This is a genomic window from Burkholderia sp. lig30, assembly GCF_000687455.2.
Taxonomy (GTDB): Bacteria; Pseudomonadota; Gammaproteobacteria; order Burkholderiales; family Burkholderiaceae; genus Burkholderia.
Genome location: NZ_JGVW01000081.1, coordinates 1 through 25409, shown reverse-complemented (window position 1 = coordinate 25409; position 25409 = coordinate 1). Strand labels below are relative to the sequence as shown.

The 25409-nt window shown below is 65.9% G+C and carries 20 protein-coding genes and 1 pseudogene; 13 read left to right on the top strand and 8 right to left on the bottom strand.

All coding sequences use genetic code 11. The features are described 5' to 3' along the window. Window positions 1–179: 179 nt before the first annotated feature. A complete protein-coding gene (locus tag LIG30_RS14210; protein ID WP_038713234.1) occupies window positions 180–3089 on the top strand; it encodes a P-loop NTPase fold protein in 2910 nt (969 codons plus the stop codon). A 9-nt stretch (window positions 3090–3098) separates the two neighbouring features. On the opposite strand, the gene LIG30_RS14205 is transcribed toward LIG30_RS14210, so the two are convergent. The 4 genes from LIG30_RS14205 to LIG30_RS14190 form a co-directional block, all read right to left on the bottom strand. Beyond that, window positions 3099–5471, bottom strand: a complete 2373-nt coding sequence (locus LIG30_RS14205) for a DNA polymerase II (protein ID WP_038713233.1) — start codon at window positions 5469–5471, stop codon at window positions 3099–3101. 177 nt (window positions 5472–5648) lie between these two features. Then, on the bottom strand, window positions 5649–6497 hold the full coding sequence (locus LIG30_RS14200) for a DUF6920 family protein (RefSeq protein WP_038713232.1): 849 nt from the start codon (window positions 6495–6497) through the stop codon (window positions 5649–5651). 122 nt (window positions 6498–6619) lie between these two features. Next, entirely contained in the window at window positions 6620–8017 is a 1398-nt protein-coding gene (dbpA, locus tag LIG30_RS14195; RefSeq protein WP_038713230.1) for an ATP-dependent RNA helicase DbpA, read from the bottom strand. A gap of 14 nt (window positions 8018–8031) precedes the next feature. Beyond that, a complete protein-coding gene (locus LIG30_RS14190) occupies window positions 8032–8217 on the bottom strand; it encodes a hypothetical protein (RefSeq protein ID WP_038713300.1) in 186 nt (61 codons plus the stop codon). Between the two features lie 403 nt (window positions 8218–8620). Here LIG30_RS14190 and LIG30_RS14185 point away from each other — a divergent pair, with 403 nt between their 5' ends. Continuing rightward, on the top strand, window positions 8621–8950 hold the full coding sequence (locus tag LIG30_RS14185; protein WP_038713229.1) for a hypothetical protein: 330 nt from the start codon (window positions 8621–8623) through the stop codon (window positions 8948–8950). A 55-nt stretch (window positions 8951–9005) separates the two neighbouring features. On the opposite strand, the gene LIG30_RS14180 is transcribed toward LIG30_RS14185, so the two are convergent. The 3 genes from LIG30_RS14180 to LIG30_RS14170 form a co-directional block, all read right to left on the bottom strand. Then, the gene (locus tag LIG30_RS14180) at window positions 9006–10100 is read right to left on the bottom strand and encodes a threonine aldolase family protein (RefSeq protein WP_038713228.1); all 1095 of its coding nucleotides are present in this window, start codon (window positions 10098–10100) and stop codon (window positions 9006–9008) included. A 141-nt stretch (window positions 10101–10241) separates the two neighbouring features. Then, window positions 10242–11051: an AraC family transcriptional regulator gene (locus LIG30_RS14175; RefSeq protein ID WP_038713227.1), complete on the bottom strand. Its 810-nt coding sequence runs from the start codon at window positions 11049–11051 to the stop codon at window positions 10242–10244. Beyond that, window positions 11044–12168, bottom strand: a complete 1125-nt coding sequence (locus LIG30_RS14170) for an AraC family transcriptional regulator (RefSeq protein ID WP_038713225.1) — start codon at window positions 12166–12168, stop codon at window positions 11044–11046. Before LIG30_RS14170 ends, LIG30_RS14175 begins: the two co-directional genes overlap by 8 nt. A 411-nt stretch (window positions 12169–12579) precedes the next feature. On the opposite strand from LIG30_RS14170, the gene LIG30_RS14165 reads away from it, so the two are divergent. The 3 genes from LIG30_RS14165 (at window position 12580) to LIG30_RS14155 (ending at window position 16875) form a co-directional block, all read left to right on the top strand. Next, window positions 12580–14214, top strand: coding sequence for an AMP-binding protein (locus LIG30_RS14165; RefSeq protein WP_038713223.1), 1635 nt, complete (start codon window positions 12580–12582; stop codon window positions 14212–14214). A 136-nt stretch (window positions 14215–14350) separates the two neighbouring features. Then, on the top strand, window positions 14351–15073 hold the full coding sequence (locus LIG30_RS14160; protein ID WP_038713222.1) for an OmpW/AlkL family protein: 723 nt from the start codon (window positions 14351–14353) through the stop codon (window positions 15071–15073). A 248-nt stretch (window positions 15074–15321) separates the two neighbouring features. Next, window positions 15322–16875, top strand: a complete 1554-nt coding sequence (locus LIG30_RS14155; RefSeq protein ID WP_051995025.1) for a GGDEF domain-containing protein — start codon at window positions 15322–15324, stop codon at window positions 16873–16875. Between the two features lie 63 nt (window positions 16876–16938). Here the strand turns inward: LIG30_RS14155 and LIG30_RS14150 are convergent, their stop codons facing one another. Further along, window positions 16939–17361, bottom strand: coding sequence for a MarR family winged helix-turn-helix transcriptional regulator (locus LIG30_RS14150; protein WP_083494044.1), 423 nt, complete (start codon window positions 17359–17361; stop codon window positions 16939–16941). A 225-nt stretch (window positions 17362–17586) separates the two neighbouring features. On the opposite strand from LIG30_RS14150, the gene badH reads away from it, so the two are divergent. The 8 genes and pseudogenes from badH to LIG30_RS26340 all read left to right on the top strand — a co-directional run. Continuing rightward, entirely contained in the window at window positions 17587–18354 is a 768-nt protein-coding gene (badH, locus tag LIG30_RS14145) for a 2-hydroxycyclohexanecarboxyl-CoA dehydrogenase (RefSeq protein WP_038713220.1), read from the top strand. 22 nt (window positions 18355–18376) lie between these two features. Further along, window positions 18377–19159, top strand: coding sequence for a 2-ketocyclohexanecarboxyl-CoA hydrolase (gene badI / locus LIG30_RS14140; RefSeq protein ID WP_038713219.1), 783 nt, complete (start codon window positions 18377–18379; stop codon window positions 19157–19159). A gap of 78 nt (window positions 19160–19237) precedes the next feature. Then, complete coding sequence (aliB, locus tag LIG30_RS14135; protein ID WP_038713217.1) at window positions 19238–20389, top strand: cyclohexanecarboxyl-CoA dehydrogenase; 1152 nt, start codon at window positions 19238–19240, stop codon at window positions 20387–20389. A 41-nt stretch (window positions 20390–20430) separates the two neighbouring features. Then, entirely contained in the window at window positions 20431–22095 is a 1665-nt protein-coding gene (aliA, locus tag LIG30_RS14130) for a cyclohexanecarboxylate-CoA ligase (protein WP_038713216.1), read from the top strand. Between the two features lie 93 nt (window positions 22096–22188). Then, complete coding sequence (locus tag LIG30_RS14125; protein ID WP_038713215.1) at window positions 22189–22965, top strand: enoyl-CoA hydratase; 777 nt, start codon at window positions 22189–22191, stop codon at window positions 22963–22965. A 45-nt stretch (window positions 22966–23010) separates the two neighbouring features. Continuing rightward, the gene (locus LIG30_RS14120; protein ID WP_038713213.1) at window positions 23011–24180 is read left to right on the top strand and encodes an acyl-CoA dehydrogenase family protein; all 1170 of its coding nucleotides are present in this window, start codon (window positions 23011–23013) and stop codon (window positions 24178–24180) included. Window positions 24181–24237: 57 nt separating this feature from the next. Then, on the top strand, window positions 24238–25272 hold the full coding sequence (locus LIG30_RS14115; protein ID WP_038713212.1) for a zinc-binding dehydrogenase: 1035 nt from the start codon (window positions 24238–24240) through the stop codon (window positions 25270–25272). Between the two features lie 47 nt (window positions 25273–25319). Further along, window positions 25320–25409, top strand: a pseudogene (locus tag LIG30_RS26340) (electron transfer flavoprotein subunit beta/FixA family protein); the annotation flags it as partial.

Sequence of the window (25409 nt, the reverse complement as noted above, 5' to 3'; positions counted from 1 at the left end):
GCCGGTCGCGGACCGCGGGAACATCGACCGGTTGAATCCGCAGTCGGTTTTAGTCAATCGACATACCCTTCCAAATCGCCGACAATTCTTCACACAAACCAAATGCGGCATTGCGTTTAACGCAGTGGATAAATGGTTTGCGACCTGCACTACGGGATAAATCTGGATCAGGGGCCGGCATGGATATGCGCGACAGAATCGACACGAGGCTTGGCGAAACCATCGTGGTGGCATCGCTCGCCACGCCCGAAGGCGACGCTGCATTCCTTTCGATCGATGCACATGGATCGCCCGGCAGACTCAATCAAAACGTGCTCAAATATTTCGGCCTCGATCGAAAGAGCCTGCCAGCCGAAAAGGATCTGAAGGACGGGTACTTCATCACGCCAGCCGGACGAACCCTGCTCTGCTACGTTGTGACGGTTGGTGACGGGCCGGCTTTGCATCTGCTCGAACACAATTTCGAGAAATGTCTGCGCGATAGTCGGCTGCAGTCGCTGCGCACATTCTGGATGCCTTTGATGGGCACCGGAACCGGGCGGCTGCCTTTGGTCGAGAGCTTCCGGATCATGCTTGAGGTGCTGATCCGGAACGGCTGGGCCAACCGACCAGAGACCTCGGTCACGATTTCGACGCCCGGACCGGAAACCAATGGCTTCGATGCCCTGGTCGCGGCTATCGAGGGACTAGTTCCATCGTCGTCGCTGCCGGACGCAGCTTCGGAGTCGCAGGACAAGTGGAGTCCTTCACTTGCCGCCGGGGCGGTGCTCTCAGTTGCACACGCGCTCGGATGGTCGAAGAATGAGCCCGCGCTTACCACTGAATTGTTGTTGTTCGCGCTTGCGGATGCCGCGCAAACCGATGCCTTCGCGCGCCTCGGCCGTGACCGTGCAGCCGGGGCCTTCGGCGCCGCGATTCATGAGCTGGCCGGTGACCGCTACGAAACGGCGTGGAAGCAGCTTTTCAAGCGGGATTGGCGCGTTCCCGAAAAGATTGAGGGCGGCCATTTCATACGGGCCACGCTCCACGCCAGCGCCATCCTGGACCGTGCAGCGGAGCGCGCCAGAAAATCCGGCCGCAAGCAGTTCATTGTCGATGATCTCGTCCGTGCACTGCTCGAAAGCCGAGGCATCTATGTGGACTATCTGGGCCTGATGGATATCGACCCAGACACGCTCCTCGAAGCGTATGAGGACGTGCTGACCGGGCAGGTTCTGATGAGCTTGCACAACGATGCCGCGTCGAACGAGGACCGCCTCGGTTACGCGACCTACGCAGATGCGATCGCGTCGTTCCTTGCCAATCCATGCACGCCTGCTCCGCTTAGTGTCAGTGTGCAGGCACCCTGGGGTGCGGGCAAGTCGTCGCTGATGCAGATGATCCGGGAGCGTCTCGACCCGGAGGATGTCCGCAATGCTCATCGCCCCAAGGTCGGGCAGGCTGTAGCCGGGGCGCTCAGCCTCGGCTCGGTTCTGAAGTTTCTTGAGAAAAAGAAGGACATTGGCCCCGACTTTTGGCACGACGCCTATACGACGACTGCATCCAAGAATGAGGGGCCTGCGACAGACTCGTCTCGTCGAGAAGGGCTGTTAACGATTTGGTTCAATGCCTGGAAATACGAATCTTGCGAGCAGGTCTGGGCAGGATTGGTCGACGCGATCGTATCGCAGATCAGCGACCGGCTCCCGATTGTGCAGCGTGAGGCCTTTCTCCTCCGCCTGCACCTCGCCCGGATCGATGATGGCGTTGTGCGCCGAAAGATTTACGACCGCGTGCTTTCCATCTGGTGGGAGCATGGCAAGCACGCGCTTGTGGTGGGTGTCGGCGCCATTCTTTCGCTGTTCGGCCTGGGGGCGGCCAAAACCGTTTTCCCGGACCTTAGCCCGCTCGCCACGAACATCAGCAAGATGGGGTATTGGGGGGGCATTATCGGCCCCGTTCTTCTCTCGGCTTATCTCGCGTTGCGCTATTGGTCCACCCGTGAGAATACTCACGCCGAACCGGCCGAACTTAGTTTGGCGCCATACCTCACCGTACCGGACTATGCACAGTCGGTCGGGGCGATTCACCAGATACATGCCGATCTGAGACGGGTGCTGGCCGCAGCGCCGAAGGAAAGCGCTGACACGTTTACACCGATCGTGATCTTCATCGACGATCTCGACCGCTGCTCTCCCACTAAGATCGCAAGTGTGGTGGAGGGCATAAACATGCTCCTGGCGAGTGACACTTACCGGTGCATGTTCGTGATCGGCATGGATCCGCAGATGATCGCCGCGGCGCTCGAAAAGGCCCACGGGGAAATCCGCGAAAGGTTGCCCAGTTACGAGCGCGGCGTGCCGCTTGGCTGGCGCTTCATGGACAAGTTCGTCCAATTGCCATTCACGATCCCGCCTCAGCGGAATATTGGTGAGTTTCTTAAATCGCTGGGTGCAGCGACCAGTTTTAAATCCGTCGACCCGTCTGTCTCATCCAGCGTCACGGTAGTGACGCCAGACGGCCCGCTTCCGGTCGGCGAAGGCACCAGTGGCCCTGATGATCCTGCAGGTACCGGCAGCAGTGTTGCGCAACAGCCTGATCTAAATGCAACTGCTTTTCCCCCAGGCGACAGTAAAGATGTCGGACGCATCATCCGCGAACTCGGGCACTATAGCGCGGGCAATCCTCGTGAGATTAAGCGGATGGTCAATCTGGCACGGCTCTACCTGGCTCTGCGGAACGAGCGGCGGCGTGTCGATCCTTTCTGGCGTGCACCTTCGCTTGAGCAGTATGCCCGCTGGATCGCGCTCACGCTCCGTTGGCCGGACATGATGCGATGGTTGCAATGGGGAGCAGACGAAGCGATCTGGTCGGCAGAGGACAATGGTACTGCGCTCGTTGTCCGTCGGCTCAAGGTCCTCGAAGCTGCAGCAAGCGAAACAAGTAACGTTGCTGACTGGGCCGCAAAGATCGAGCAAGAGCTCTATCTGGACAAGGACGAGGCAGTTGAATGGCGCAAGGATACAAAGCTTTTTGAGTTGTTTCAGAGTTGCGGTCGATTGGCGCCGGGACGCAGGCTTTCAGCCGCTGCCGAAATTGGACTCTGGTGACCGTCCCGACTAACCCGCAAACAACCGCCCCTGCCCCGAAATCACCGATTCGAAGTCATCGCTTAGAAACGTCAGGATCGCATCCGCCACCGGCTGAAGCTGCCGGCTCAGATAAAACGCATGGTCGATCGGCGACCGCAGGGTTTCAAGCGGCTCCGGGCCCGCGGTCGTCATCACATAGCTGATCCATCCGCCGCGCTGATACTGGAGAGGACGCCCGCGTTCGAGATTGAACGCATCCGCAGTACGCGCCGCGCGGACATGCGGCGGAACATTGCGCTGATATTCGCTCAGCGGCCGGCGCACGCGCTTCCGGTACACGAGCAGCTCGTCGAATTCCCCCGCAAGCGTCTTGCGAACATACTCGCGGATGAAGCCCTGATACGGCTCCCGCTTGAAAACCAGCCGGTAAAGTTCCCGCTGGAACTGCTGGGCGAGCGGTGTCCAGTCGGTCCGTACCGTCTCCAGCCCCTTGAACACGACATCCTCGCTACCGTCCTGCATGACCGCGAGGCCCGCATACCGCTTCTTGCTGCCTTCCTCCGCGCCCCGTATGGTCGGCATCAGGAATCGCCGGTAGTGCCGCTCGTACTGCAGCTCGAGCGCGCTCTCCAGCCCGAAGCGATCATGCAGGTGCGTCTTCCACCAGCGATTCACATGATCGACGATCGCGCGGCCGGTGCATGCGGCGTCATCGTCGGAATGCGGCTGCTTCAGCCACACGAACGTCGAATCGGTATCGCCATAAATGACCTCGTACCCCTGCGATTCGATGAGCTCGCGCGTCCGGTGCATGATCTCGTGGCCGCGCATCGTGATCGACGATGCGAGCCTCGGATCGAAGAAACGGCACCCGGTCGAGCCGAGCACCCCGTAGAACGCGTTCATGATGATCTTCAGCGCCTGCGACAGCGGCGCGTTGCGCTTGCGTTTCGCCTGCTCGCGGCCTTCCCAGACGTGCCGCACGATGTCCGGCAGGCAGTGACGTGTGCGGGAGAAGCGCGCGCCGAGAAATCCGGGCACCGATTCTGCGTCGTCCGGATGGCCGAGGCCCTCGATCAACCCGACGGGATCGATCAGGAACGTGCGGATGATCGACGGATACAGGCTCTTGTAGTCGAGCACGAGCACCGAGTCGTACAGGCCCGGCCGCGAATCCATCACGAAGCCGCCGGGACTCGTTTGCCCGGTTACGTCGCCGAGGTTCGGCGCGACGTAGCCAAGCCGGTGCATTCTCGGCATGTAGAGATGCGTGAAGGCCGCGACCGATCCGCCCGTGCGGTCGGCCGCCAGACCGGTGACGGCCGCGCGTTCGAGCATGAACGACAGCAGGTCCGCCTTTTCGAAGATGCGCGTGACCAGCTCGCAGTCCTTCAGGTTGTAACGCGCGAGCGCGGGCTTGTCGTGGTCGAACCGGCGCTGGATTTCTTCCATGCGCTGGTACGGGTTGTCGATCGCCTTGCCTTCGCCGAGCAGCGACCGCGCGACGTATTCGAGGCTGAACGACGGGAAGCTCCAGGTGGCCGATCTCAACGCGTCGATGCCGTCGATGATGAGGCGACCGGCCGCCGCGGCGAAGAAATGGTCGGGCTGCTGGCCGTGCGCGCGCCAGTCGAGCACGCTGCCGCCGCGTCCGAGCCGCAGCGGCACCCGATACTGCTCGGCATGCGCGTGCAGCACGCGCAGGTCGAACTGGATCAGGTTCCAGCCGATGATCGCGTCCGGGTCGTGTTGCTCGAACCAGTCGTTCAGCCCGGCGAGCAGCGCGGGCCGGCTGTCGCAATAGTCGAGCCGGAAGTCGAGATCGCGGGCGTCGCCGTTTTCCGGGCCGAGCATGAAGACCTGGCGCTGCCCGCATCCTTCCAGCGCGATCGAATAAAGCTCGCCGCGCGCGCTGGTCTCGATGTCGAGCGACACGCATCGCAACGCGGGACGATAGTCCGTCTCGGCCTTCAGCTCTCCGTCGGACAGGACGCCATCGCCCGCCGACTCGCCGCGAAACCGCACCGCCGCCGTGATGAACCGCTCCATCATGTATCGGTCGGGCGGCAGCACGTCGGATTCGTAGACGTCGACGCCTGCCGCGGTCAGGCGCTTCTGCAGCCCGGTCAAATGGCGATACCGCCGGCAATACAGGCCGGTCACGGGGCGCTGACGGAAGTCGCGCAGCGCGAGCGGGCGCAGCTCGGCATCGCGTTCGCCCGCCAGCACGCGCTCGGCCAATTCCTGCTGTTCGGCCGGCACGAACGCGACCGCTTCCTGCGGACGCAAGCGCACGCGGCGCGGACCGCGTTCGGTTGTCAGCCAGAACTCGATTTCGATGCCGGTCGCGGTGTCCCGCCAGTGGCGGGTGAGGATGAAACCCTGCTCGAATTCCGTCAAGACGCTCGCTCGCCGTTGATGCCCAGGCGGCGGATTTTAGCGCCTGGGCGGGGTGTCCGCTTCACGTGGCCTTGAATCGATTCGGGCGTGTTGTGCGATCTCGCACGGTGAGGGCGGCAGGTCAATCGTGCAAGGACGCACTCCAGGGAATCCGACACCCGGCATGCCGTCCCCGCTTCACGCAGCGAATTCGTACGCCACCGCAGCGATATGCCCTCGCCAGTACGGCATTGCGCCTTCGGACAGCAGCCACGCCGCCTCGCCGTCGAGCGGCACCAGCATGCCCGCGCGCTCCTGGTAATTCCACACGCGTCCGTGCCACGGCGTCGGGACAATCCGGCGGCCGACCGTGCGCCCACGCGCGTCGGCCTGAACGGCCTCGATCAATCCTTGCAGGTCAAAGCGAAACAGCAGGGTGGCGGTGTTCGCGCCGTCGCTCACCGTCGCCCATGCGGAATTTGCGTCGCAGGGTTTCCAGCGGACCCCCTGACTGGGGAGCAACGCAGTGGGATACCAGACGGCTTCGGCCAGAAAGCGCATGAGCTCGCCCTCGGCGATATCGCCTCCGCCACGCAAGTCGGCCACGGGAATCGCGCCGAGAATGGCGGCGCGCAAGATGCCTTCGCCCGCGATGTAAGCGTCGTGCACCCGAATGCTCACGCCGGGCGCCATGGCGATCCGGCCGTCCCAATCGAAACCGGGGCGATGCGCGATCACCCGCTGGTCGGAGGCGAATGATTTCCATCGCGCCTTTTCCCCGCCGGCATTGAAGGTGCCGCGATGCTGGACGCGCACGCCGGCCACCATGCGCTGGCCGTCCTTGAGCACGATCCGGAAATACCGCTGCACCGGGGCCGGTAGCCCGTCGAGTTCGCGGAAATCGACGGTTCCGGGGACGACGGCAGCGCGTGCCGCGTCAAGGCGCGCCCGCAGGTTTCGCGTGCCTGCGCGCCAACGGAAGCGGCCGTACAGCGACACAACGCATGGTGCTGCGATGGCAGCCAGCGCGACGATGACGATCTTCATCGCGCTCGATCCAGGACGTTCTTGCCCAACGCAACGGCCCTCCCCGAAAACCGCCGTGGCCCGATGAGTGAAGCTTCATCGGGCCACGGCGAACCCCAGCGCGTCACCCCGCGCGCGTCAACTCACTCGTCCATCAACCGGACCTTCACCTTCTTGCCCTTCACCTTGCCGGCGCTGAGCTTGCGCAGCGCGTCGCGCGCGACGCTGCGCTCGACCGCCACGTATGTCGAGAATTCGGTCACGTTGATCTTGCCGATCTGCGCGCCGTTGAAGCCCGCTTCACCGGTCAGCGCGCCGAGCACGTCGCCGGGACGGATCTTCTCCTTGCGCCCGCCGAGAATCTGCAACGTCTCCATCGGCGGCAGCAACGGTGCGTTGCTTTCGGCCTTCAGTTCGGCCAGCGGGTGCCATTCGACGTCGCGCTTCTGCGCCTGCTCGATGGCGCCGACGCGCCCCATCTCGTTCATGCTCGCGAGGCTCAGCGCCCAGCCATCCTGATCCGCGCGGCCGGTGCGGCCGATGCGGTGCACGTGCACCTCCGGATCGGGCGTCACGTCGACGTTGATCACCGCTTCGAGTTGCGCGATGTCGAGGCCGCGTGCGGCGACGTCGGTGGCGACGAGCACGGAACAGCTGCGGTTCGCGAACTGGATCAGCACCTGGTCGCGTTCGCGCTGATCCAGCTCGCCGTGCAGCGCGAGCGCATGAAAGCCCTGCGCGCGCAACACGTCGAGCAGGTCGCGGCACTGCTGCTTGGTGTTGCAGAACGCCAGCGTGCTCACCGGCCGATAGTGATTCAGCAGCATGCCGACGGCGTGCAGCCGCTCGTCCTCGGTGACTTCGTAGAAGCGCTGGCGAATCTTGCTGTCGTCGTGGCGCTCCTCGAGCTTCACTTCCTTCGGATTCGACAGGATGCGCTGGCACAGCTTCTCGATGCCGTCCGGGTACGTCGCGGAAAACAGCAGCGTCTGGCGCTCTTTCGGGCATTGACGCACGACGGTCGCGATGTCGTCGAAGAAGCCCATGTCGAGCATCCGGTCCGCCTCGTCGAGCACGAGCGTATTCAGCGCGCCGAGCGCGAGGCTGCCGCGCTCCAGATGGTCCATGATGCGCCCCGGCGTGCCGACGACGATGTGCGCGCCGTGCTCGAGGCTCGCCGATTGAGGACGCATCGGCGTGCCGCCGCACAGCGTCAGCACCTTGACGTTCTCCTCGCCGCGCGCGAGGCGGCGGATTTCCTGCGTGACTTGGTCGGCGAGTTCGCGCGTCGGGCACAGGACCATTGCCTGCACGTCGAAGCGGCGCGTGTCGAGGCGCGCGAGCAGCGGGAGCGAGAACGCGGCGGTCTTGCCGCTCCCGGTCTTCGCCTGCGCGATCAGGTCGTGGCCGGCGAGCGTGACGGGCAGGCTCGCCGCCTGGATCGGCGTCATCTCGACATAGCCGAGTTGCGTGAGATTGGCGAGCGTGGCGGGCGTGAGCGGAAGCTCGCTGAAGCGCGTGGCGATCGGTTGGCTGGTCATGTCGTGGTGGCGGGTTAGAGGTACGGACGGCCTTCGATCTGTTCGTAGACGATCGTGCCGTCGTCGGCGTCGAAGCGCTCGACATAGTTGCGCGCGCCGCACAGCGGGCAGCGGAACAGCAGGCCCTGTCCCTCGTCCTTGATGACGACGTCGGACGTTTCCCACTGCGTGCCGCAGCTCTGGTTTCTGCAAGTAAACACGGTCATTCTCCAGCTGGATTCTGTTGCGCGCCGTCGCTGCGTCGAGCGAAGGCGCGGATGTTGCGCGGGCACGGCGCGTGCCATCCGGGCGGATGCCCGGATGCGACGCGGCCGTTGGTTTGATGTTTCGTCGGGGCGGATGATGGATCAGGCGGCGACAGAAGATCGCGCGTCCGGCAATTTTAACGGATATGCGGAACCTGCCCTGCGGCGGTGGCGCGGCGACGGCTTTGGGGCAGTCGCGGAGGGGCGTGAGTGCGGCGCGCTGAAACAGGCTTACAAGCTGCCACGGAATCGGTTTATGATCGACCTGTCCCCCTGTCGTCGCAAGGCGCGGCGGGGATGACGTCGGGATTTCCCGGATACTGTGTGCGTTGGCAAATCAACCAAAAAAGGGTAAGCAATGCGATCTTCCGTGAGCAAATTGACTCTCGTTACGGTTTCGGCTGCGTTTCTGATTGGCGCGATTTCTCCGGCCTTCGCGCAGACGGAAGCAAGTGCGCCGTCTGCGTCGGAGACCAAGGCGGCCGCCAAGGCGGCGAAGAAACAGGCGCGCGCGCAAGCCCGCGCGCAGCACAAGGCCGAGCGCAAGGCCGCGCGGGCAAAGAATGCCGCTGAACTGAAGCGTCTCGAGGATGCCGGCTACAAGCCCGCGGCGAACGATCCGAACTATCCGCAGAACCTGCAGGACGCGCAGAAGAAGGTCAACGCCGCAGGCGCCGCGAGCCAGTAAGCGTCGCGAGGGTCGGGTGTGCGGTTCGTCATCGATCGTCCAGGTCGCCGCGCGCTCACACCTGACCTTTCTCCCCCGTCATCTCGTCGGCAATGCGCCGCACATGCGCGAGCAGGTTGTCGACGTCCCCGGCCTCCGTCGCGAATGACGTGACGAAGCGGGCCACGTTCGGCGCCCAGCGGTCGTGGTAGAACGCGAACCCCGCGTCGAGCAGGCCCCGGATGACCCGCGCAGGCAGTCGGCAAAACACGATGTTCGCCTGCGTCTCGCCCAGTACCTCGACGCAACCCGACTGCGCGAACCCGCGCGTCAGGCGCTGCGCCATGTCGTTGGCCTGGCGTGCGTTGCGCAGCCACAGGTCGTCGTTCAGGTACGCGTCGATCTGGGCCGACAGGAAGCGCATCTTCGAAAACAGGTGGCCGGCGCGCTTGCGGCGATAGCCCATCTCGGCCGCGAGCGACGCATCGAACAGCACGATCGCCTCCGCCGCGAGCACGCCGTTCTTGGTCGCGCCGAAGGAAAGCGCATCGACGCCCGCCTTCCAGGTCATTTCCGCGGGAGAGCAATCGAGCGAGACCAGCGCGTTGGCGAAGCGCGAGCCGTCCATGTGAAGCCGCACCGACGATGCCTTGCAGACTTCTCCGATCGCCTCGATTTCCGCCCGCGTGTAGACGCTGCCCACTTCGGTCGCCTGCGTGATGCTGACGCACGACGGTTGCGTCGCATGCACGTCGCCGACCTTGACGCGTGTCGCGGCGCGAAGCGCATCGACGTCGATCTTCGCGGACGGCCCGTCGATCGTGACCAGTTTGGCGCCGTTGGTGAAGAACTCGGGCGCGCCGCACTCGTCGTTGTTGACGTGGCTGGCCGGATGGCAGAACACGCTGCCCCACGGCGGGGTCATCGTGCTCAGGCACAGCGCGTTGGCCGCCGTGCCGGTCGGCACGAGGAACACGTCGACTTCGCGCTCGAACACGTCGCCGAGCTTGCGCGCGACGCGCGCGGTCAGGTCGTCCCCGCCGTACGGATTGGCCTGACCGGCATTGCCGGCCGCAATGGCGTCGAGCACTTCCGGCGACGCGCCCCAGATGTTGTCGCTTGTAAAGCCCAGAGCCGGCGCTCCGGAGCCGGATTTCGAATCGCGATTCACAGTCGTATCCTCAATGTGCTGGGGAACACCGTATCCCCCGACCGGCACATCCTATTTCGACCGTTTCCGCCGCGATTGTAAAAAATTGATCGGGGCAGCCGCGTCGGCGGCATGGCCCGCACGCGGCTCGTCCAATCTCGTCTAATAATTCGACGGCGCGACGCCAAACGCCTGCCGGAACGCGCGATTGAAGTGGCTTTGGTCGTAGAACCCCACGCGTTGCGCGACGTCGGCGATCGTCTGCGCGTTTCGCGACAGGAGTTCGCAGGCCCGCTCGAGGCGCAGGCGCACCAGCCACGCGTGCGGCGTCATCCCGATGGTCTGCTTGAATTGCTTCAGGAACCGAAACCGGCCCAGGCCGCACAACGCGGCCAGTTCGTCCAGCGTGATCTTGTCGCCGAGGTGGGCGAAGCAGTATTCCCTGACGCGCTGCCATTGCACCGGCGACAGCGCGCCTTTGATTTCCTCCGGAACGAGCGCGCGGGACTGTGTGAACAGGAACGCCAGCAGCGTCAGCCACTCCGACTGCACGTCGAGCGAGGCGGCGCCGTCGCTGCGTTGCATGGCGTCGTGCAGGCGCAGGAGATGGCCGGCAAGCGCGGGATCTTCGAGCATCGTGCCGGCCAGCTCCAGCTCGCGGTGCCCGCCGCCGATCTCCTGCGCCGCGCCGCTCAGAAGCGCCGGCGAAAGCCGGAACGTCCTGAGCGCGTATTCGTCGCCGCCATCGGCAACGCCATCATGGATCTCGCCGGGCGGCATCAGCGAGACACAGCCCGGCCCGACCCGTACCGTCTTGCCGTTGAAGCGCTGACGCTGAACGCCTTCGGTGACGAGGCCGATGTGGTAGTCGAGGTGGAAATGACGATCGAAACTGAATTCCGAGAAGCGTGCGGCACCCAGCACCAGGCCGGGAATCTCGTCGACTTGCCGGTACCGGACGTGATCAGCCATGTTCCCGCTCCGCAACGGCGCGATTGCGCCGGACCTCGTTCGGGGTCTTGCCGGTCCAGCGCTTGAACGCATGCCGAAAGCTCACCACGTCGCTGAAGCCCAGCGTGAGCGCGATGTCCTCGGTGCTGAGCGCGGTCGAGTTCAGGTAGTCGATCGCGAGCGCCTTGCGCACGCTCGTCAGCAGTTCGCTGTACGAGGTCCCCTCGGCTTCGAGCTTGCGGCGCAGCGTGCGTGACGTCATGCACAGGCTCTCTGCGATCCCGTCGATGTCCGGGAACCGCCCCGGCGTGCGGGTCAGTTCGCGATACACGCGGCGCGTGATGCCCGCCTGCCAGCGGAACTGCTCGAGCAGTTCCGCGCACTGCATCGAGACCTGCGCGGCGGTGAGGGGGTTGGCCAGTTGCGGCGCGCGCGACAGCCACGCGGCCGGATAGCTGAGGAAATTCTGCGGCTGATCGAACGCGAGCGGGCATTCCAGCGCCTCGGACAGCGCGGCGGCGTGCGGCGGCTCCGGCTGGGTGAACGACGCGCGGGCGGGCACGCACCACGTTCCCATCACGTCCTTGATGATGGTCGCGTGCACGACGAACTGCTGGTCGATCAGGAAGCGATACAGCGCGTCGTCCACGTCGGGCAGCAGGAGGGCGTCCGGTGCGGGAAGCACCCACATCGCTTCGTTTTCCTGTTCGACCCAGCGGATGCCGAGCACGCCGTTGACGAGCGGGTGGTATTTGACCGCCGTGTCGAATGCGCGCCCCATCGACTCCGAGCACAGCATCGCGTAGCCGTACAGCCCGTAGCTCGATACGCGCAGCCGCTGCCCGACCCGCACGCCCAGATCCGGGATGCCGCACAGGCGAACCGCGTTGCGCGCGGCGGTCAGGAACTGCAGCGACGACGTCTGCGTGAGCGGGTCGGCAAGCGCGCCCCGATCGAGATCCGTGCCGGCCAGCACCGCGCACGCGTCCACGCCGGCGTCGGACGCCACGTCGACCAGTGCGGCCAGCTTGGCCGGCGAGAAGCGCTTTTCCTGAAACGCGACGGGGGACGGAGCGTCCGCCGATCGGTCACGTTGAACGGCCGGTGCCGTCGGGTTCGCGAGGGAGGTCCGGTGCATGACAGGATTCTGTGTCTGAAGAGATACCCATTCCGAGCGTCGAATTCTGCGCTCAAACGGGCCGACTTGCCACAGGGTTCGCATTCGTCAGGCATCCCAAGGCGTGCGTGGCACGATGCGCCGGCAGCCGGGCGGCGCGTGGTTCGAGGGTCGGGACACGCGGTATGTCCTCCGCGATCATCATTTCGGCCGCGCCGATCATTTGCAAACTGCGGACGACACGCCATAGTGCGTGACACAAGGGGCATCCCGCGTTCGCGCGGATGCCGAATCAAATACCCCGTTGGGGGAGACGCATGGGTCGGTTCGAGACGGATTGCTGCGATTCGGTCGAAGCCGGACGGGAGGATTGCCGCCGCTGGGGAAACGGCGCGCGCGATCCGTTTGCGTCGACCGACTATGGAATTTCGAATGAGCAACAGACACTGGCTCTCGTCTTATGGATCGATCCCCGCCGAGATCGACGCCGATCGCCATCCTTCCGTCACCGCGCTGCTGGACGATGCCATGCGCCGGTTCGCGACGCGGCCGGCGTTCCGCGCGTTCGGCCAGACCCTGACCTATGCGGACGTCGATCGCCTGTCGACGGCATTGGCCGCTTATCTGCAGAAAGTGGCCGGCGTCAAAAAGGGCGACCGCGTGGCCGTCATGCTGCCCAACCTGCTGTCGTTTCCGATCGCGCTCATCGCGATCAGCAAGATCGGCGCGATCCAGGTCAACGTCAATCCGCTGTACACCGCGCGGGAACTCGAGCATCAGCTCGATGACGCCGGTGTCGAAGTCATCCTGGTATACGACGGCTCCACGCCCACGCTCGCGCAGGTGATTGGCAAGACCCGCATCCGCACGGTCATCACGGCCGGCCCCGGCGACGGCGGGCCGGTCGCGATTCCCGGCCCCGCGGTCGATCCCGCGTTCGCCGATGCGATTGCGCTGCCGGCCGCGCTCGCCGGAGGCGCGACGCTCGCGCTCGACCCCGTGGACGTGAGCGGCGACGACCTGCTTCTGCTGCAGTACACCGGCGGGACGACGGGGCTGTCGAAGGGGGCCGCGCTGTCGCATCGCAATCTCGTCGCCAACGTCGAGCAGTTCAAGTCCTTCATGGCCGCCGCGATGCAGCCGGGCGAAGAAGTGATCGTGACCGCGATCCCGCTTTATCACATCTTCGCGTTGACCGTGAACGCCCTCGCGTATTTTTCCGTCGGCGCGGAAAACTGGCTCGTGGCCAATCCGCGCGACACCGACGCGTTCATCGACGTGCTGAAGGCCGCGCGGCCGACGATCTTCATCGGCGTCAATACGCTGTACGCCGGGCTGACTGCGCATGCGCGCCTCGCCGAGGTGGACTGGTCGAGACTGAAACTGAGCGTCGGCGGCGGCGCGGCGGTGATCGACGTCGTCTCCGAACGGTGGCGCAAAGCCACCGGCAGTTTCATCCGCGAGGGATACGGCCTGTCGGAAACCTCGCCCGTGGTGTCGTTCAACCCGCTGATTGTCAGCGAATTCAACGGCACGACCGGCATGCCGTTGCCGTCCACGGACGTCAAGCTGCTCGATGACGCGGACCGGGAGGTCGGTATCGGCCTGCCCGGCGAAATCTGCGTGAAGGGGCCGCAGGTGATGCGCGGCTACTGGCGGCAGCCGGAGGCCAACGCGACGGTGTTCACTGCCGACGGCTATCTCCGTACCGGCGACGTCGGCGTGTTCGACGACAGGGGCTTCCTGAAGATCGTCGACCGCAAGAAGGAGATGATCATCGTCTCGGGCTTCAACGTGTACCCGAACGAAGTGGAAGCGGTCGCGGCCGCGTTCCCCGGCGTCGCCGAGTGCGCGTGCATCGGCGTGCCGGACGAGAAGACCGGCGAGGCGGTCAAGCTGTTCGTGGTCGCGGCGCCCGGCGCCGACGTGAACGCGGAAGCGCTCGTCGCGCATTGCCGCGCCGGCATGGCCGGGTACAAGGTGCCACGGATCGTCCGCCTCGTCGAAGCGCTGCCGAAATCGACGGTCGGCAAGATCCTGCGGCGCGAGCTCCGCAGCGTCGACTGACTGGCCGGGGCGTGCCGCGGCGGTCATCGAGCGGCACGCGACACGAATTCAACGGTTCTCATGTTCATGGTCGCAAGGAAAGCGATCCATCCTTATCAATTCGCATAACTAATCTAAATACTGGAGACAATTCGTCATGAAAGAAGCCGCTTGCGTAGCCGTCGCCGCCGCATTGCTTTCGGGTTCGGCCGCACATGCCCAATCGGCCGGCACCACCGTCGTCGGGGGAGGGTGGATGCGTATCGCGCCTCAGGATTCGAGCGATCCGCTCGAGGTCGGCGGGCATGGCATTCCGAATACGGGAACCCGCGTCGACAACGCCGACACGCTCGGTATCACGGTTACGCACTTCTTCACCGACAACCTCGCGGTGGAGACGGTGGCCGGCATTCCGCCGCGATTCCGGTTCTACGGCAAAGGCGCGCTCGCGTCTGCGTCGATCAATCCGCTCGGGGACGTCCGGCAGTGGAGCCCGGCGCTGGTCTTCAAGTATTACTTCGGGCGGGCGGAGTCGACATGGCGGCCGTACCTCGGCCTGGGCGTGAGCTACATCTGGTTCACGGGCGGGCACGTGAATCCCGCCTTTCAGCAGGCGCTGAGCATGCAGCTGTCCAACGGAGCCACCGCCGGCATGCCGACGAGCGCCCGTATCGACAGCGCGTGGTCTCCGGTCTTCAACGCGGGCATGAACTACAACTTCGACAAGCACTGGTCGGCGGGGCTGTCGATCTCGTACCTGCCGTTCGGCACCAAGGCCAAACTGACGACCAGGATGCCCAACGGCGCGAGTGTGACGAGCGTCGCGAAGATCGGGCTCGATCCGCTCGTCACGTATGTGTCGATCAACTACGCGTTCTGAATGCGCGCCAGCGCGCATCCACGGCGTATGCAGGGGGCTCACGTGTCGCGCGCGACGACGTGAGCCTCGGGCGACGCGTCACCCGGCGGCGTCCCGGCCGCCGCATCGGACGTTTTTGAAAGATGGCCGTGGTAGAGTCGCCGACTGTGACCAACTTGCCAACCCCGAGGCACACGGGAGCGATCCGGCTCCTTTAACGGCTGATGGGCAGTGACAATCTGGCCCTGTTTCGCTGATCACCGTCGGCGATGCGTGGCGCTGCCCCAGACGAGTCTGCCGACGGAACCGACATAGCGACTGTGCGTATCTCCATCAGCCGTCTCGCCGTTCTTGCGGGACGCCATCCCCGAATCGTCGGCACGCTCGGAACGTTGATGGCGCTTGGCGTGCTGTCGATCAGTCTGGCGACGCTGCTCGCCGCGCGCGATGAGGCGATCGAGCATGCGCACGACACCTCGCGGAACATCACCGCGATTCTCGTCAACAACATCGCGCGGACGATCGAATCGTCTGATCATTCGCTGATGACGTTGATTGGCAGCATCAGGGCGCGCGGCGTCGGACATCTCGATCCGGCCATCCGGCACGCGTTGGCGTTCGAGCAGATGGAGGCGACCCAGTACGTCACCGGCATGGGCGTGATGGACGCGCACGCGCATATCGTCGCCGGCGGCCATGGCGTGTCGTCCGCGACGGACTTCAGCGACAGGGATTACTTTTTCGTGCATCGCCAGGCCGCCGACGTCGGACTGTACGTGTCCCGGCCGTATCGTTCGCGTGTGCGAAACGGCGCGGAGTCGATCGCCCTGAGCCGGCGGATCAGCCGGCAGGACGGCTCGTTCGAGGGCGTGGCGCTGGTCGCGATCGATATCGTGTATTTCCGGCAGATGCTGTCGAAGCTGGACGTGGGGCCGCACGGCGTGACGGCGATCGTCCGCGTCGACGGAACGCTCGTCGCGCGCAATCCGAGGCTTCCGGGGGACGAATCGCGCTCGTTCGGACATTCGCCGACCTTTCCGCGCATGGCGAACCACGATTCCGGCTTCTACGAGACGTATTCGCCGATCGACGGCGTGCTGCGCCTCTATACGTTCGAGCGCATTCCGGGCACGCCGCTGATCGCCGTCGTCGCGCCCGCGAAGCGCGACGTGCTGGCCTCATGGCGCTCGCTGGCGTTCGTCGTGGGCGTGTGCGCGATGCTGGTCAGCATCGCGTTCTCCGGGGTCGTCTGGCTGCTGGCCTATGCGCTGCGGGACCGGGTCATGGCGCAGGACCACCTGCTCGAACTGTCGCAAACCGATCCGCTGACGGGCCTGAACAATCGCCGCGCGCTGGACGAGGCGCTCAACCGCGAATGGCGGCGGCTGCAACATACCAAGGGCACGTTGTCGATCCTCTTCATCGATGCGGACCACTTCAAGGAATACAACGACCGTTACGGTCACGCGCAGGGCGACCGCGCGCTGAAACGGCTGGCGGCGTGCATCGTCAGGCATACGCGCCGTGCCGGCGACATGGCGGCACGATACGGCGGCGAGGAATTCGTGGTGGTGCTGCCCGATACCGGCGAAGCGGGTGCGTTGAAGGTCGCCGAAGCGATCCGGCGGGGCGTCGAGGACGATCGCCAGGACGATGCGTTTTGCGGCCTGCCGCCTTTCAGCATCAGTGTCGGGTTCGCGTCGAGCCGGCGCGCAGACCCGCGCACCCTCGACGAATTCATCCGGTCGGCGGACGCCGCGCTGTATGCGGCGAAGCGGGCCGGCAGGAATTGCATCGTCGCCGCGGATTCCGAACAGGTCTGACGCGCGGGCCGAAGCGCGCGCGGCGTGCCGCCGCCGATCCGCCGGGCCGCGAGGCGGCCGGTGCTACTCCTCCTCGTTTCGCGCGCGATTCGCGTCGTCCAGCTGCTTCATGTTGTCGAGCAGCTTGAGCAGGTAATGCAGCGTGTGCGTGACGTCGTCGACGGAAAAGTCTTCGAGTACCGTTTCGTAATACCGATGAATCTTGGGCGTGGCCTGCTGAATCCACAGCGTGCGGCCCGATTCGCTCATCTTGACGAGCCGCGCGCGGCGATCCTTGCCGTCGGGCTCGGTCGTGATGTGGCCGTCGCGCTCCATCCGGCTGAGCAGCCCCGACAGATTCTGCCGGCTCACCATCAGATACCGCGCCAGATCGCCCACCCCCATCCCGTGTGCCGCTTCGTCGCGCGACAGCGCGCCGAGCACCGCCCATTGCTGGGTGGTCAGACCCTCGTCTTCGACCGCTCGCGTTCCTGTTTTGTGCAACATGTTGGCGCATTGGTAGAGGCGGAAGAACAGTCGGTTCGCGAGCTCGAGCTTCGCTGAAGAAGCATGCTTTTCAGTAGCCTTGACCAAGGGATACTCCTAGTGTTGCGGGACTTGTTATCGGGATGCGTCGAACATAGTATACCAACATGTTGACGCATTTAGTGCGGCAAGCGCGGTTGGCTCAGGCACGCCAATGGTACCTCTCACAACAGACGGAGCAGCATGATGGGAAGACTTGAAGGCAAGACGGTCGTCGTGACCGGCGGTGGTGGCGGCATCGGCGGCGCGACGTGCCGCCGCTTTGCGCGGGAAGGCGCGCGCGTCGCCGTGCTGGATCTCTCGCTCGGCGCCGCCGACAAGGTGCGCGACGAGATCCGCGCGGCGGGCGGCGTGGCCGAGGCGATCCGCTGCGACATCACGAAGCGGGAAGACGTCGACGTCGCCGTCGCGGCGGTCGAGGCGGCGCTCGGGCCGATCGACGTGCTGGTGAACAACGCCGGCTGGGACGTGTTCAAGCCGTTCACGAAAACCGAGCCCGCCCAGTGGGAGCGCCTGATCGCGATCAACCTGACCGGCGCGCTGCATCTGCACCACGCGGTGCTCCCGGGCATGGTCGAGCGCAAGGCCGGGCGGATCGTCAATATCGCATCGGACGCGGCGCGCGTCGGTTCGTCGGGCGAGGCGGTCTATGCGGCCTGCAAGGGCGGGCTGGTGTCGTTCTCCAAGACGATTGCCCGCGAACACGCGCGCCACGGCATCACCGTCAACGTCGTGTGCCCGGGGCCGACCGACACCGCGCTGTTCGCCGAATACAGGGAAGGCGCGGGCAACCCCGAGAAGCTGATGGAAGCGTTCCAGCGCTCGATCCCGCTCGGGCGCATCGGCCAGCCCGACGACCTGCCGGGCGCGGTGGTGTTCTTCGCCAGCGACGACGCGGCGTTTGTCACCGGGCAGGTGCTCAGCGTGTCCGGCGGCCTGACGATGGCCGGTTGAATTCACTCATCAAGGAACGTTCATGAACTACGAAGACATCCTCTATGAAGTGCGCAACGGCGCGGCGTGGATCACGATCAACCGCCCGGACAAGATGAACGCCTTTCGCGGCCGTACCTGCGACGAGCTGATCCACGCGATCAACCGCGCGGGCTACGACCGCGAGATCGGCGCGATCGTGCTGGCGGGCGCCGGCGATCGCGCGTTCTGCACCGGCGGCGACCAGTCGGCGCACGAAGGGCAGTACGACGGCCGCGGCACGATCGGGCTGCCGATGGAGGAACTGCACAACGCGATCCGCGACGTGCCGAAGCCGGTGATCGCGCGCGTGCAGGGCTATGCCGTCGGCGGCGGCAACGTGCTCTGCACCATCTGCGACTTCACGATCGCATCGGAAAAGGCGGTGTTCGGGCAGGTCGGCCCGAAGGTCGGCTCGGTCGATCCGGGTTATGGCACCGCATTTCTGGCGCGCGTCGTCGGCGAGAAGAAGGCGCGCGAGATCTGGTACATGTGCCGCCGCTACCCGGCGGCGGAAGCGCTCGCGATGGGGCTCGTCAACGCCGTGGTCCCGCACGACCAGCTCGACGCGGAAGTGCAGAAGTGGTGCGACGAGATCATGGAGAAGAGCCCGACCGCCATCGCGATCGCGAAGCGCTCGTTCAACATGGACACCGCGCATCAGTCCGGCATCGCGGGCATGGGTATGTACGCGCTCAAGCTCTACTACGACACGGAAGAGTCGCGCGAAGGCGTGCGGGCCTTCCAGGAAAAGCGCAAGCCCGAGTTCCGCAAGTACGCGAAATAACACCGGCAACGCCGCCGTCCGCAGGACCGGACCGCGCCCGCACGGCGCGGCCGGGCCTGCCACCGTCCAGGAGAGATCATGAACCCCTATCTTGATGAAGACCTCGTCGTGCTCGGCGAGCACGCGCGACGCTTTGCGCAGGGGCGCGTCGCCCCCGGCTTCCTGGAGCGCGACCGTACCCGCGTGCTCGATCGCGACCTGATGCGCGAGATGGGGCAGATGGGCTTCATCGCGCCGGAACTGCCCGAGCAATATGGCGGGCAGGGGCTGGGCTGCCTGGCGGCCGGCGTGATCCACGAGGAGATCGCGCGCGCCGACCTGAGCCTGTCCTATATCAATCTGCTGGCGTCGCTGAACGGGCAGATCCTGGCTCACCATGCGGCCCCCGAGATCGCGAAGCCGTGGCTCGAGCGGCTGACGCGCGGCGACGCATTGTTCGCGATCGCGCTGACGGAGCCGCGTGGCGGCTCGGACGCGGCGAACCTGCGCCTGAGGATGGAGCGCGTCGGCGACCATTACGTGCTCAATGGCGAAAAAACCTCGATCTCCGCCGCCGACCAGGCGGACGCCGCGGTGGTGTTCGCGCGCACCGGAACGGTCGAGCAGGGCGCGCGGGGCGTGTCCGCGATCCTGGTGCCGATGGACTTGCCGGGCATCACGCGCAACCGCTTCGACTGTCATGGGCAGCGCGCGATCGGCCGCGGCTCGATTTTCTTCGAGAACGTGCGCGTGCCCGCCGACCACCTGCTGGGCGACGAGGGCAAGGGCTTCGTGCAGGTGATGCAGGGCTTCGACTTCTCCCGCGCGCTGATCGGCCTGCAGGTGCTCGCGGTGGCGCAGGTCAGCCTCGACGAGACCTGGGAGTACGTCGCGCAGCGCGAGGCGTTCGGCAAGCCGCTTGCCGCGTTCCAGGGCGTCTCGCATCCGCTCGCCGAATACGCGACGCAGGTGACCGCCGCGCGTCTGCTGTGCCTGCAGACGCTGTGGCTGAAGGACCGCGGGCTGCCGCACACGGCGGAGGCCGCGATGTGCAAGTGGTGGGGGCCGAAGCTCGCGTATGACGTGGTGCACCAGTGCCTGCTGTCGTTCGGTCACGGCGGCTACGACCGCGGGCCGATGGAGCAGCGCCTGCGCGACGTGCTCGGCTTCCAGATCGGCGACGGCACGGCCCAGATCATGAAGACGATCATCGCGCGCGCGAATGCCGGACGCGACGCGGTGCCCGCCTGAGCGCGCGGCAAACCATGCGCCAAATGAACTGGAGACAGGATATGGAGTTCGACGCCGTGCTGATCCCGCCGCGACGCGCGCAGAGCATCGCGCGGGGCTGGTGGCAGGACCGCACCATCAACGACGCGCTCGACGCATGCGTGGTCGCGTGCCCGGACCGGATCGCGCTCAGTGCGCTGCGCGTCGAGGACGGCTCGATGACGCGCTTCACGTATCGCGAGATGGCGGCGATGGCCGACCGCATCGCCGTGGGGCTGGCCCGTCTCGGCGTCGGCCGCAACGACGTGGTGTCCGCGCAGTTGCCCAACTGGTGGGAGTTCACGCTGACGTATCTCGCCTGTTCGCGCATCGGCGCGGTGATGAACCCGCTGATGCCGATCTTCCGCGAGCGCGAGCTGTCGTTCATGCTGAATCACAGCCGCAGCAAGGTCGCGATCGTGCCGAAGCGGTTTCGCGGCTTCGACTATGAAGCGATGCTGAACGGCCTGAAGGGCAGCCTGCCGGCGCTCGCGCACGTCGTGGTGGTGGGCGGCGAGGCCGACGGGCAGCCGGGCGCAAACAGCTTCGAGGCGCTGCTGTCCGGCCCGCCGTGGGAGCAGGCGCCCGACGCGCACGCAATCCTGACGCGGCACCGCCCCGGGCCCGACGACGTCACGCAGCTGCTCTACACGTCGGGCACGACGGGGGAGCCGAAGGGCGTCATGCATACCGCCAACACGCTGATGTCGAACATCGTTCCATATGCGCAGGCGATGCGCCTGGACGACGGCGACGTGGTGCTGATGGCGTCGCCGATGGCGCACCAGACGGGCTTCATGTACGGCTTGATGATGCCCGTCATGCTGCGTGCGACCGCGGTGCTTCAGGACATCTGGCAACCCGGTGCCGCGCTGGACCTGATCCGCGGCGAGGGCGTGACCTTCACGATGGCGTCGACCGTGTTCCTGACCGATCTGGCGGCGGCCGTGAAGGAGACGGGGCGCACCGTGCCGTCGCTGCGCACGTTCCTCTGCGCGGGCGCGCCGATTCCGGGGCCGCTCGTCGAGCAGGCGCGCGCGGCGCTCGGCGCGAAGATCGTGTCGGCGTGGGGGATGACCGAGCTGGGCGCCGTCACGCTGACGGGGCTCGACGACGATGACGAGCGCGCGTTCACAACGGACGGCCACCCGCTTCCGGGCGTCGAGGTGCGCATCGTCGGCGACGACGACGCGTCGCTGCCGCCCGGATCGGTCGGCCGGCTGATGACGCGTTCCTGCTCCGGGTTCGGCGGCTATCTGCATCGCGCGCATCTCAACGCGACCGACGCCGATGGCTGGTTCGACACCGGCGATCTCGCGTCGGTCGACGCGCACGGCTATATCCGCATCAGCGGGCGCAGCAAGGACGTCATCATCCGGGGCGGCGAAAACATCCCGGTGGTCGAGATCGAAGCGCTGCTGTATCGCCATCCGGCGATCGCGGGCGTCGCGCTCGTCGCCTATCCGGACGACCGCCTCGGCGAGCGGGCGTGCGCGGTGGTCGCGCTTCGGCCGGGCGAGTATCTCGCGTTGCCGGACATCGTCGAATTCCTGAAGTCGCATCACGTCGCGATGCAGTACATCCCGGAACGGCTGTGGCTGGTGGACGCGCTGCCGGTGACGCCGGCCGGGAAGATCCAGAAATTCAGGCTGCGCGACGCGTTGCGCGAAGCCGGGCCGTCGAACTGAACCCGGCGCGCGAGGCTGCCGGCCGCAACGTGGCGGCGGACTCTCGAACACGCGATGAGCGTATGCGCCAAACGAACAGGATAACGAAACATCATGGATGAGCAACCGATCATCGTCGAAACCGCCGGCCGGGTCGGGATCGTGACGCTGAACCGGCCGAAACAGATGAACGCGCTCAACGACGCGTTGATGGACGCGCTCGGCGACGCGCTGCTGCGTTTCGACGGCGACGACGGGATCGGTGCGATCGTCATCGCCGGCAACGCGAAGGCGTTCGCGGCCGGTGCGGACATCGCCGCGATGGTGGACTGGCGCTACATGGACGTGTACCGCAGCGATTTCATCACGCGCAACTGGGAGACCATTCGCCGCGTCCGCAAGCCGGTGATCGCGGCGGTGGCCGGCATCGCGCTCGGCGGCGGCTGCGAGCTTGCGCTTGCGTGCGACATCGTGATCGCGGCCGACGATGCGCGGTTCGGCCTGCCGGAAATCACGCTGGCGATGCTGCCCGGCGCGGGCGGCACGCAGCGCCTGCCGCGCGCGATCGGCAAGGCCAAGGCGATGGACATGTGCCTGAGCGGACGCACGATGGACGCGGCGGAGGCGGAGCGCAGCGGGCTCGTGTCGCGCGTGGTGCCGGCGCACGCACTGCGCGACGCGAGCATCGCGCTGGCGACGACGATCGCCGGCTACTCGCTGCCGGCGCTGCAGGCGATCAAGGAGTCGGTCAACCGTGCGTACGAAAGTTCGCTCAGCGAGGGAATCCTGTTCGAAAGGCGGCAGTTGCATGCGCGCTTTGCGAGCGAGGACGCGCCGGAAGGAATGAAGGCGTTCCTCGAGAAGCGCAAGCCGGCGTTTACGCACCGCTGAGCGCCGGACACCCGAACCACAGAAGCAACACACTGGAGCATCCAAATGGCCCTCGATCACGCGTCTTTCGAACTGCTGCTGGCGTCGGTCCGGCGCTTCATCGACGACCGACTGGTTCCCGCCGAGGATCAGGTCGAAGCGGACGACGACGTGCCTGCCGGCATCGTCGAAGACATGAAGGAGATGGGCCTGTTCGGCCTGTCGATTCCCGAAGAATATGGCGGCATCGGCCTGTCGATGGCGCAGGAATGCGCGGTGGCCTACGAGCTGGGGCAGACCGCGCTGGCGTTTCGCTCGGTGTTCGGCACCAACGTCGGCATCGGTTCGCAGGGCATCCTGATGGACGGCACCGACGCGCAGAAGCGCGAGATCCTGCCGCGCGTCGCGAGCGGCGAGCTGATCATGTCGTTCGCGCTGACTGAACCCGACGCGGGCTCCGACGCGGCCGCGATCCGTACCCGCGCCGAGCATGCGCCGGGCAGCGACGGCGGCGTCTACGTGCTGAACGGCACGAAGCGATTCATCACGAACGCGCCGCGTGCCGGTGCGCTGACCTTGATGGCGCGCACCGGCGGCCCGGGGGCGGGCGGGATCTCGTCGTTCATCGTGCCGACCGACCTGCCCGGCATCAGCCTCGGCAAGCCCGACAAGAAGATGGGGCAGCGCGGCACCAAGACCTGCGACGTCATGCTCGACAACGTCCGGGTGCCGGCGGAGAACATCATCGGCGGCGTGCCGGGTCAGGGGTTCAAGACTGCAATGAAGGTGCTGGATCGCGGGCGCCTGCATGTCGCGGCGCTGTCGTGCGGCGTCGCGCAGCGGGTACTGAACGAGTCGGTCGAGTACGCGCGGACGCGGCGGCAGTTCGGCCAGCGCATCGGCGACTTCCAGCTCGTGCAGGCCATGCTCGCCGACAGCCAGGCGGAGCTGTACGCCGGCTGGTCGATGGTTCAGGACTGCGCGCTGCGCTACGACGGCAAGCCGGCGGGCCAGAGCGATCCGGACGTCAGCATGCGCGCGTCGTGCGCGAAGATGTTCTGCACCGAGATGGCCGGCCGCGTCGCGGACCGGGGCGTGCAGGTGCATGGCGGCGCGGGCTACATGAACGAGACGAAGGTCGAGCGGTTCTATCGCGACGTGCGATTGCTGCGTCTTTACGAAGGCACGACGCAGATCCAGCAGATCATCATCGGACGCGAGCTGATGCGCGATTGACTGACGTGGCCGGCGCAAGATCGTTGTCAGTGTGAACAGGCTCGAGGGGAGAGCGGCATGAAAGCAGCATTCATCACCGGCCACGGCGGGAACGAGGTGGTCGAGGTCGGCGAGCGGCCCCGGCCGCTCCGCGCGCCGGGCGACGTGCTGGTCCGCATGCGGGCCGCCACACTCAACCGCGTCGACCTCTACATGCGCGACAGCGGCGCGGGCATCACGCACCGCCTGCCGCAGATCATGGGTCTCGACGGCGCGGGCATCGTCGAGGAAGTCGATGCGTCGGAAACCTTGCTGTCCGTCGGTCAACGCGTCGTCGTGCATCCCGGTGTCGGCTGTGGGCGGTGCGAGTTCTGCCAGCAGGGCGATATCGTGCTGTGCACGTCGATCCGCTACCTTGGCGAGCACCGCGACGGCACGCTGGCCGAATACGTCTGCGTGCCGGCGGCGAACGTGTTTCCGATGCCGGAGCCGCTCGATTTCGCGGAAGCGGCGGCATTGGGCGTGAACCATCTGACGGCATGGCGAATGGTGTTTACGAAGGCCCGCCTCCAGCCGTGGGAAACCGTGCTGATCTTCGGGATCGGCGGTGGCGTGTCGCTCGCCGCGTTGCAGCTCGCGAAGCTGGCTGGGAGCCGGGCCATCGTCACGTCCCGGGACGATGCGAAGCTGCAGCGCGCAGTGGCGATGGGGGCGGACCACGGCATCAACGGCGCGACGCAGGATGTCGTCCGGGAGGTGATGGCCATCACGGGCGGCCGCGGCGTCGACGTCGTGATCGAGAACGTGGGGCAAGCGGTCTGGCCGAGCGCGCTGAAGTCGTTGACGCGCGGCGGACGCATCGTGACATGCGGCGCGACGACCGGCGACCAGCCGTCCGCGGATCTGCGCCGCATCTTTATTCGTCAGCTGCAGATCTTCGGTTCGACGCTCGGCAATTTCGACGAGTACCGGGATCTGTTGACGTTCGTGGCACGGCACCGGCTCCGCCCGGTGATCGACTCGCGGTTTTCGTTGGGCGAGGTTCATGCGGCGCTGGACCGGCTCGCGTCCGGCGAGCAGTTCGGCAAGGTTGCCGTCACGGTAGCCGAGTGAGCGCGCGATTGCGTGTGATCCATTGATCGAGGTGAAGGAGGACGCAAATGAAGGTGCTGGTGGCGGTCAAGCGCGTGGTGGACGCGAACGTGAAGGTCGGTGTGAAGTCGGACAACACGGGTGTCGACATTGCGAAC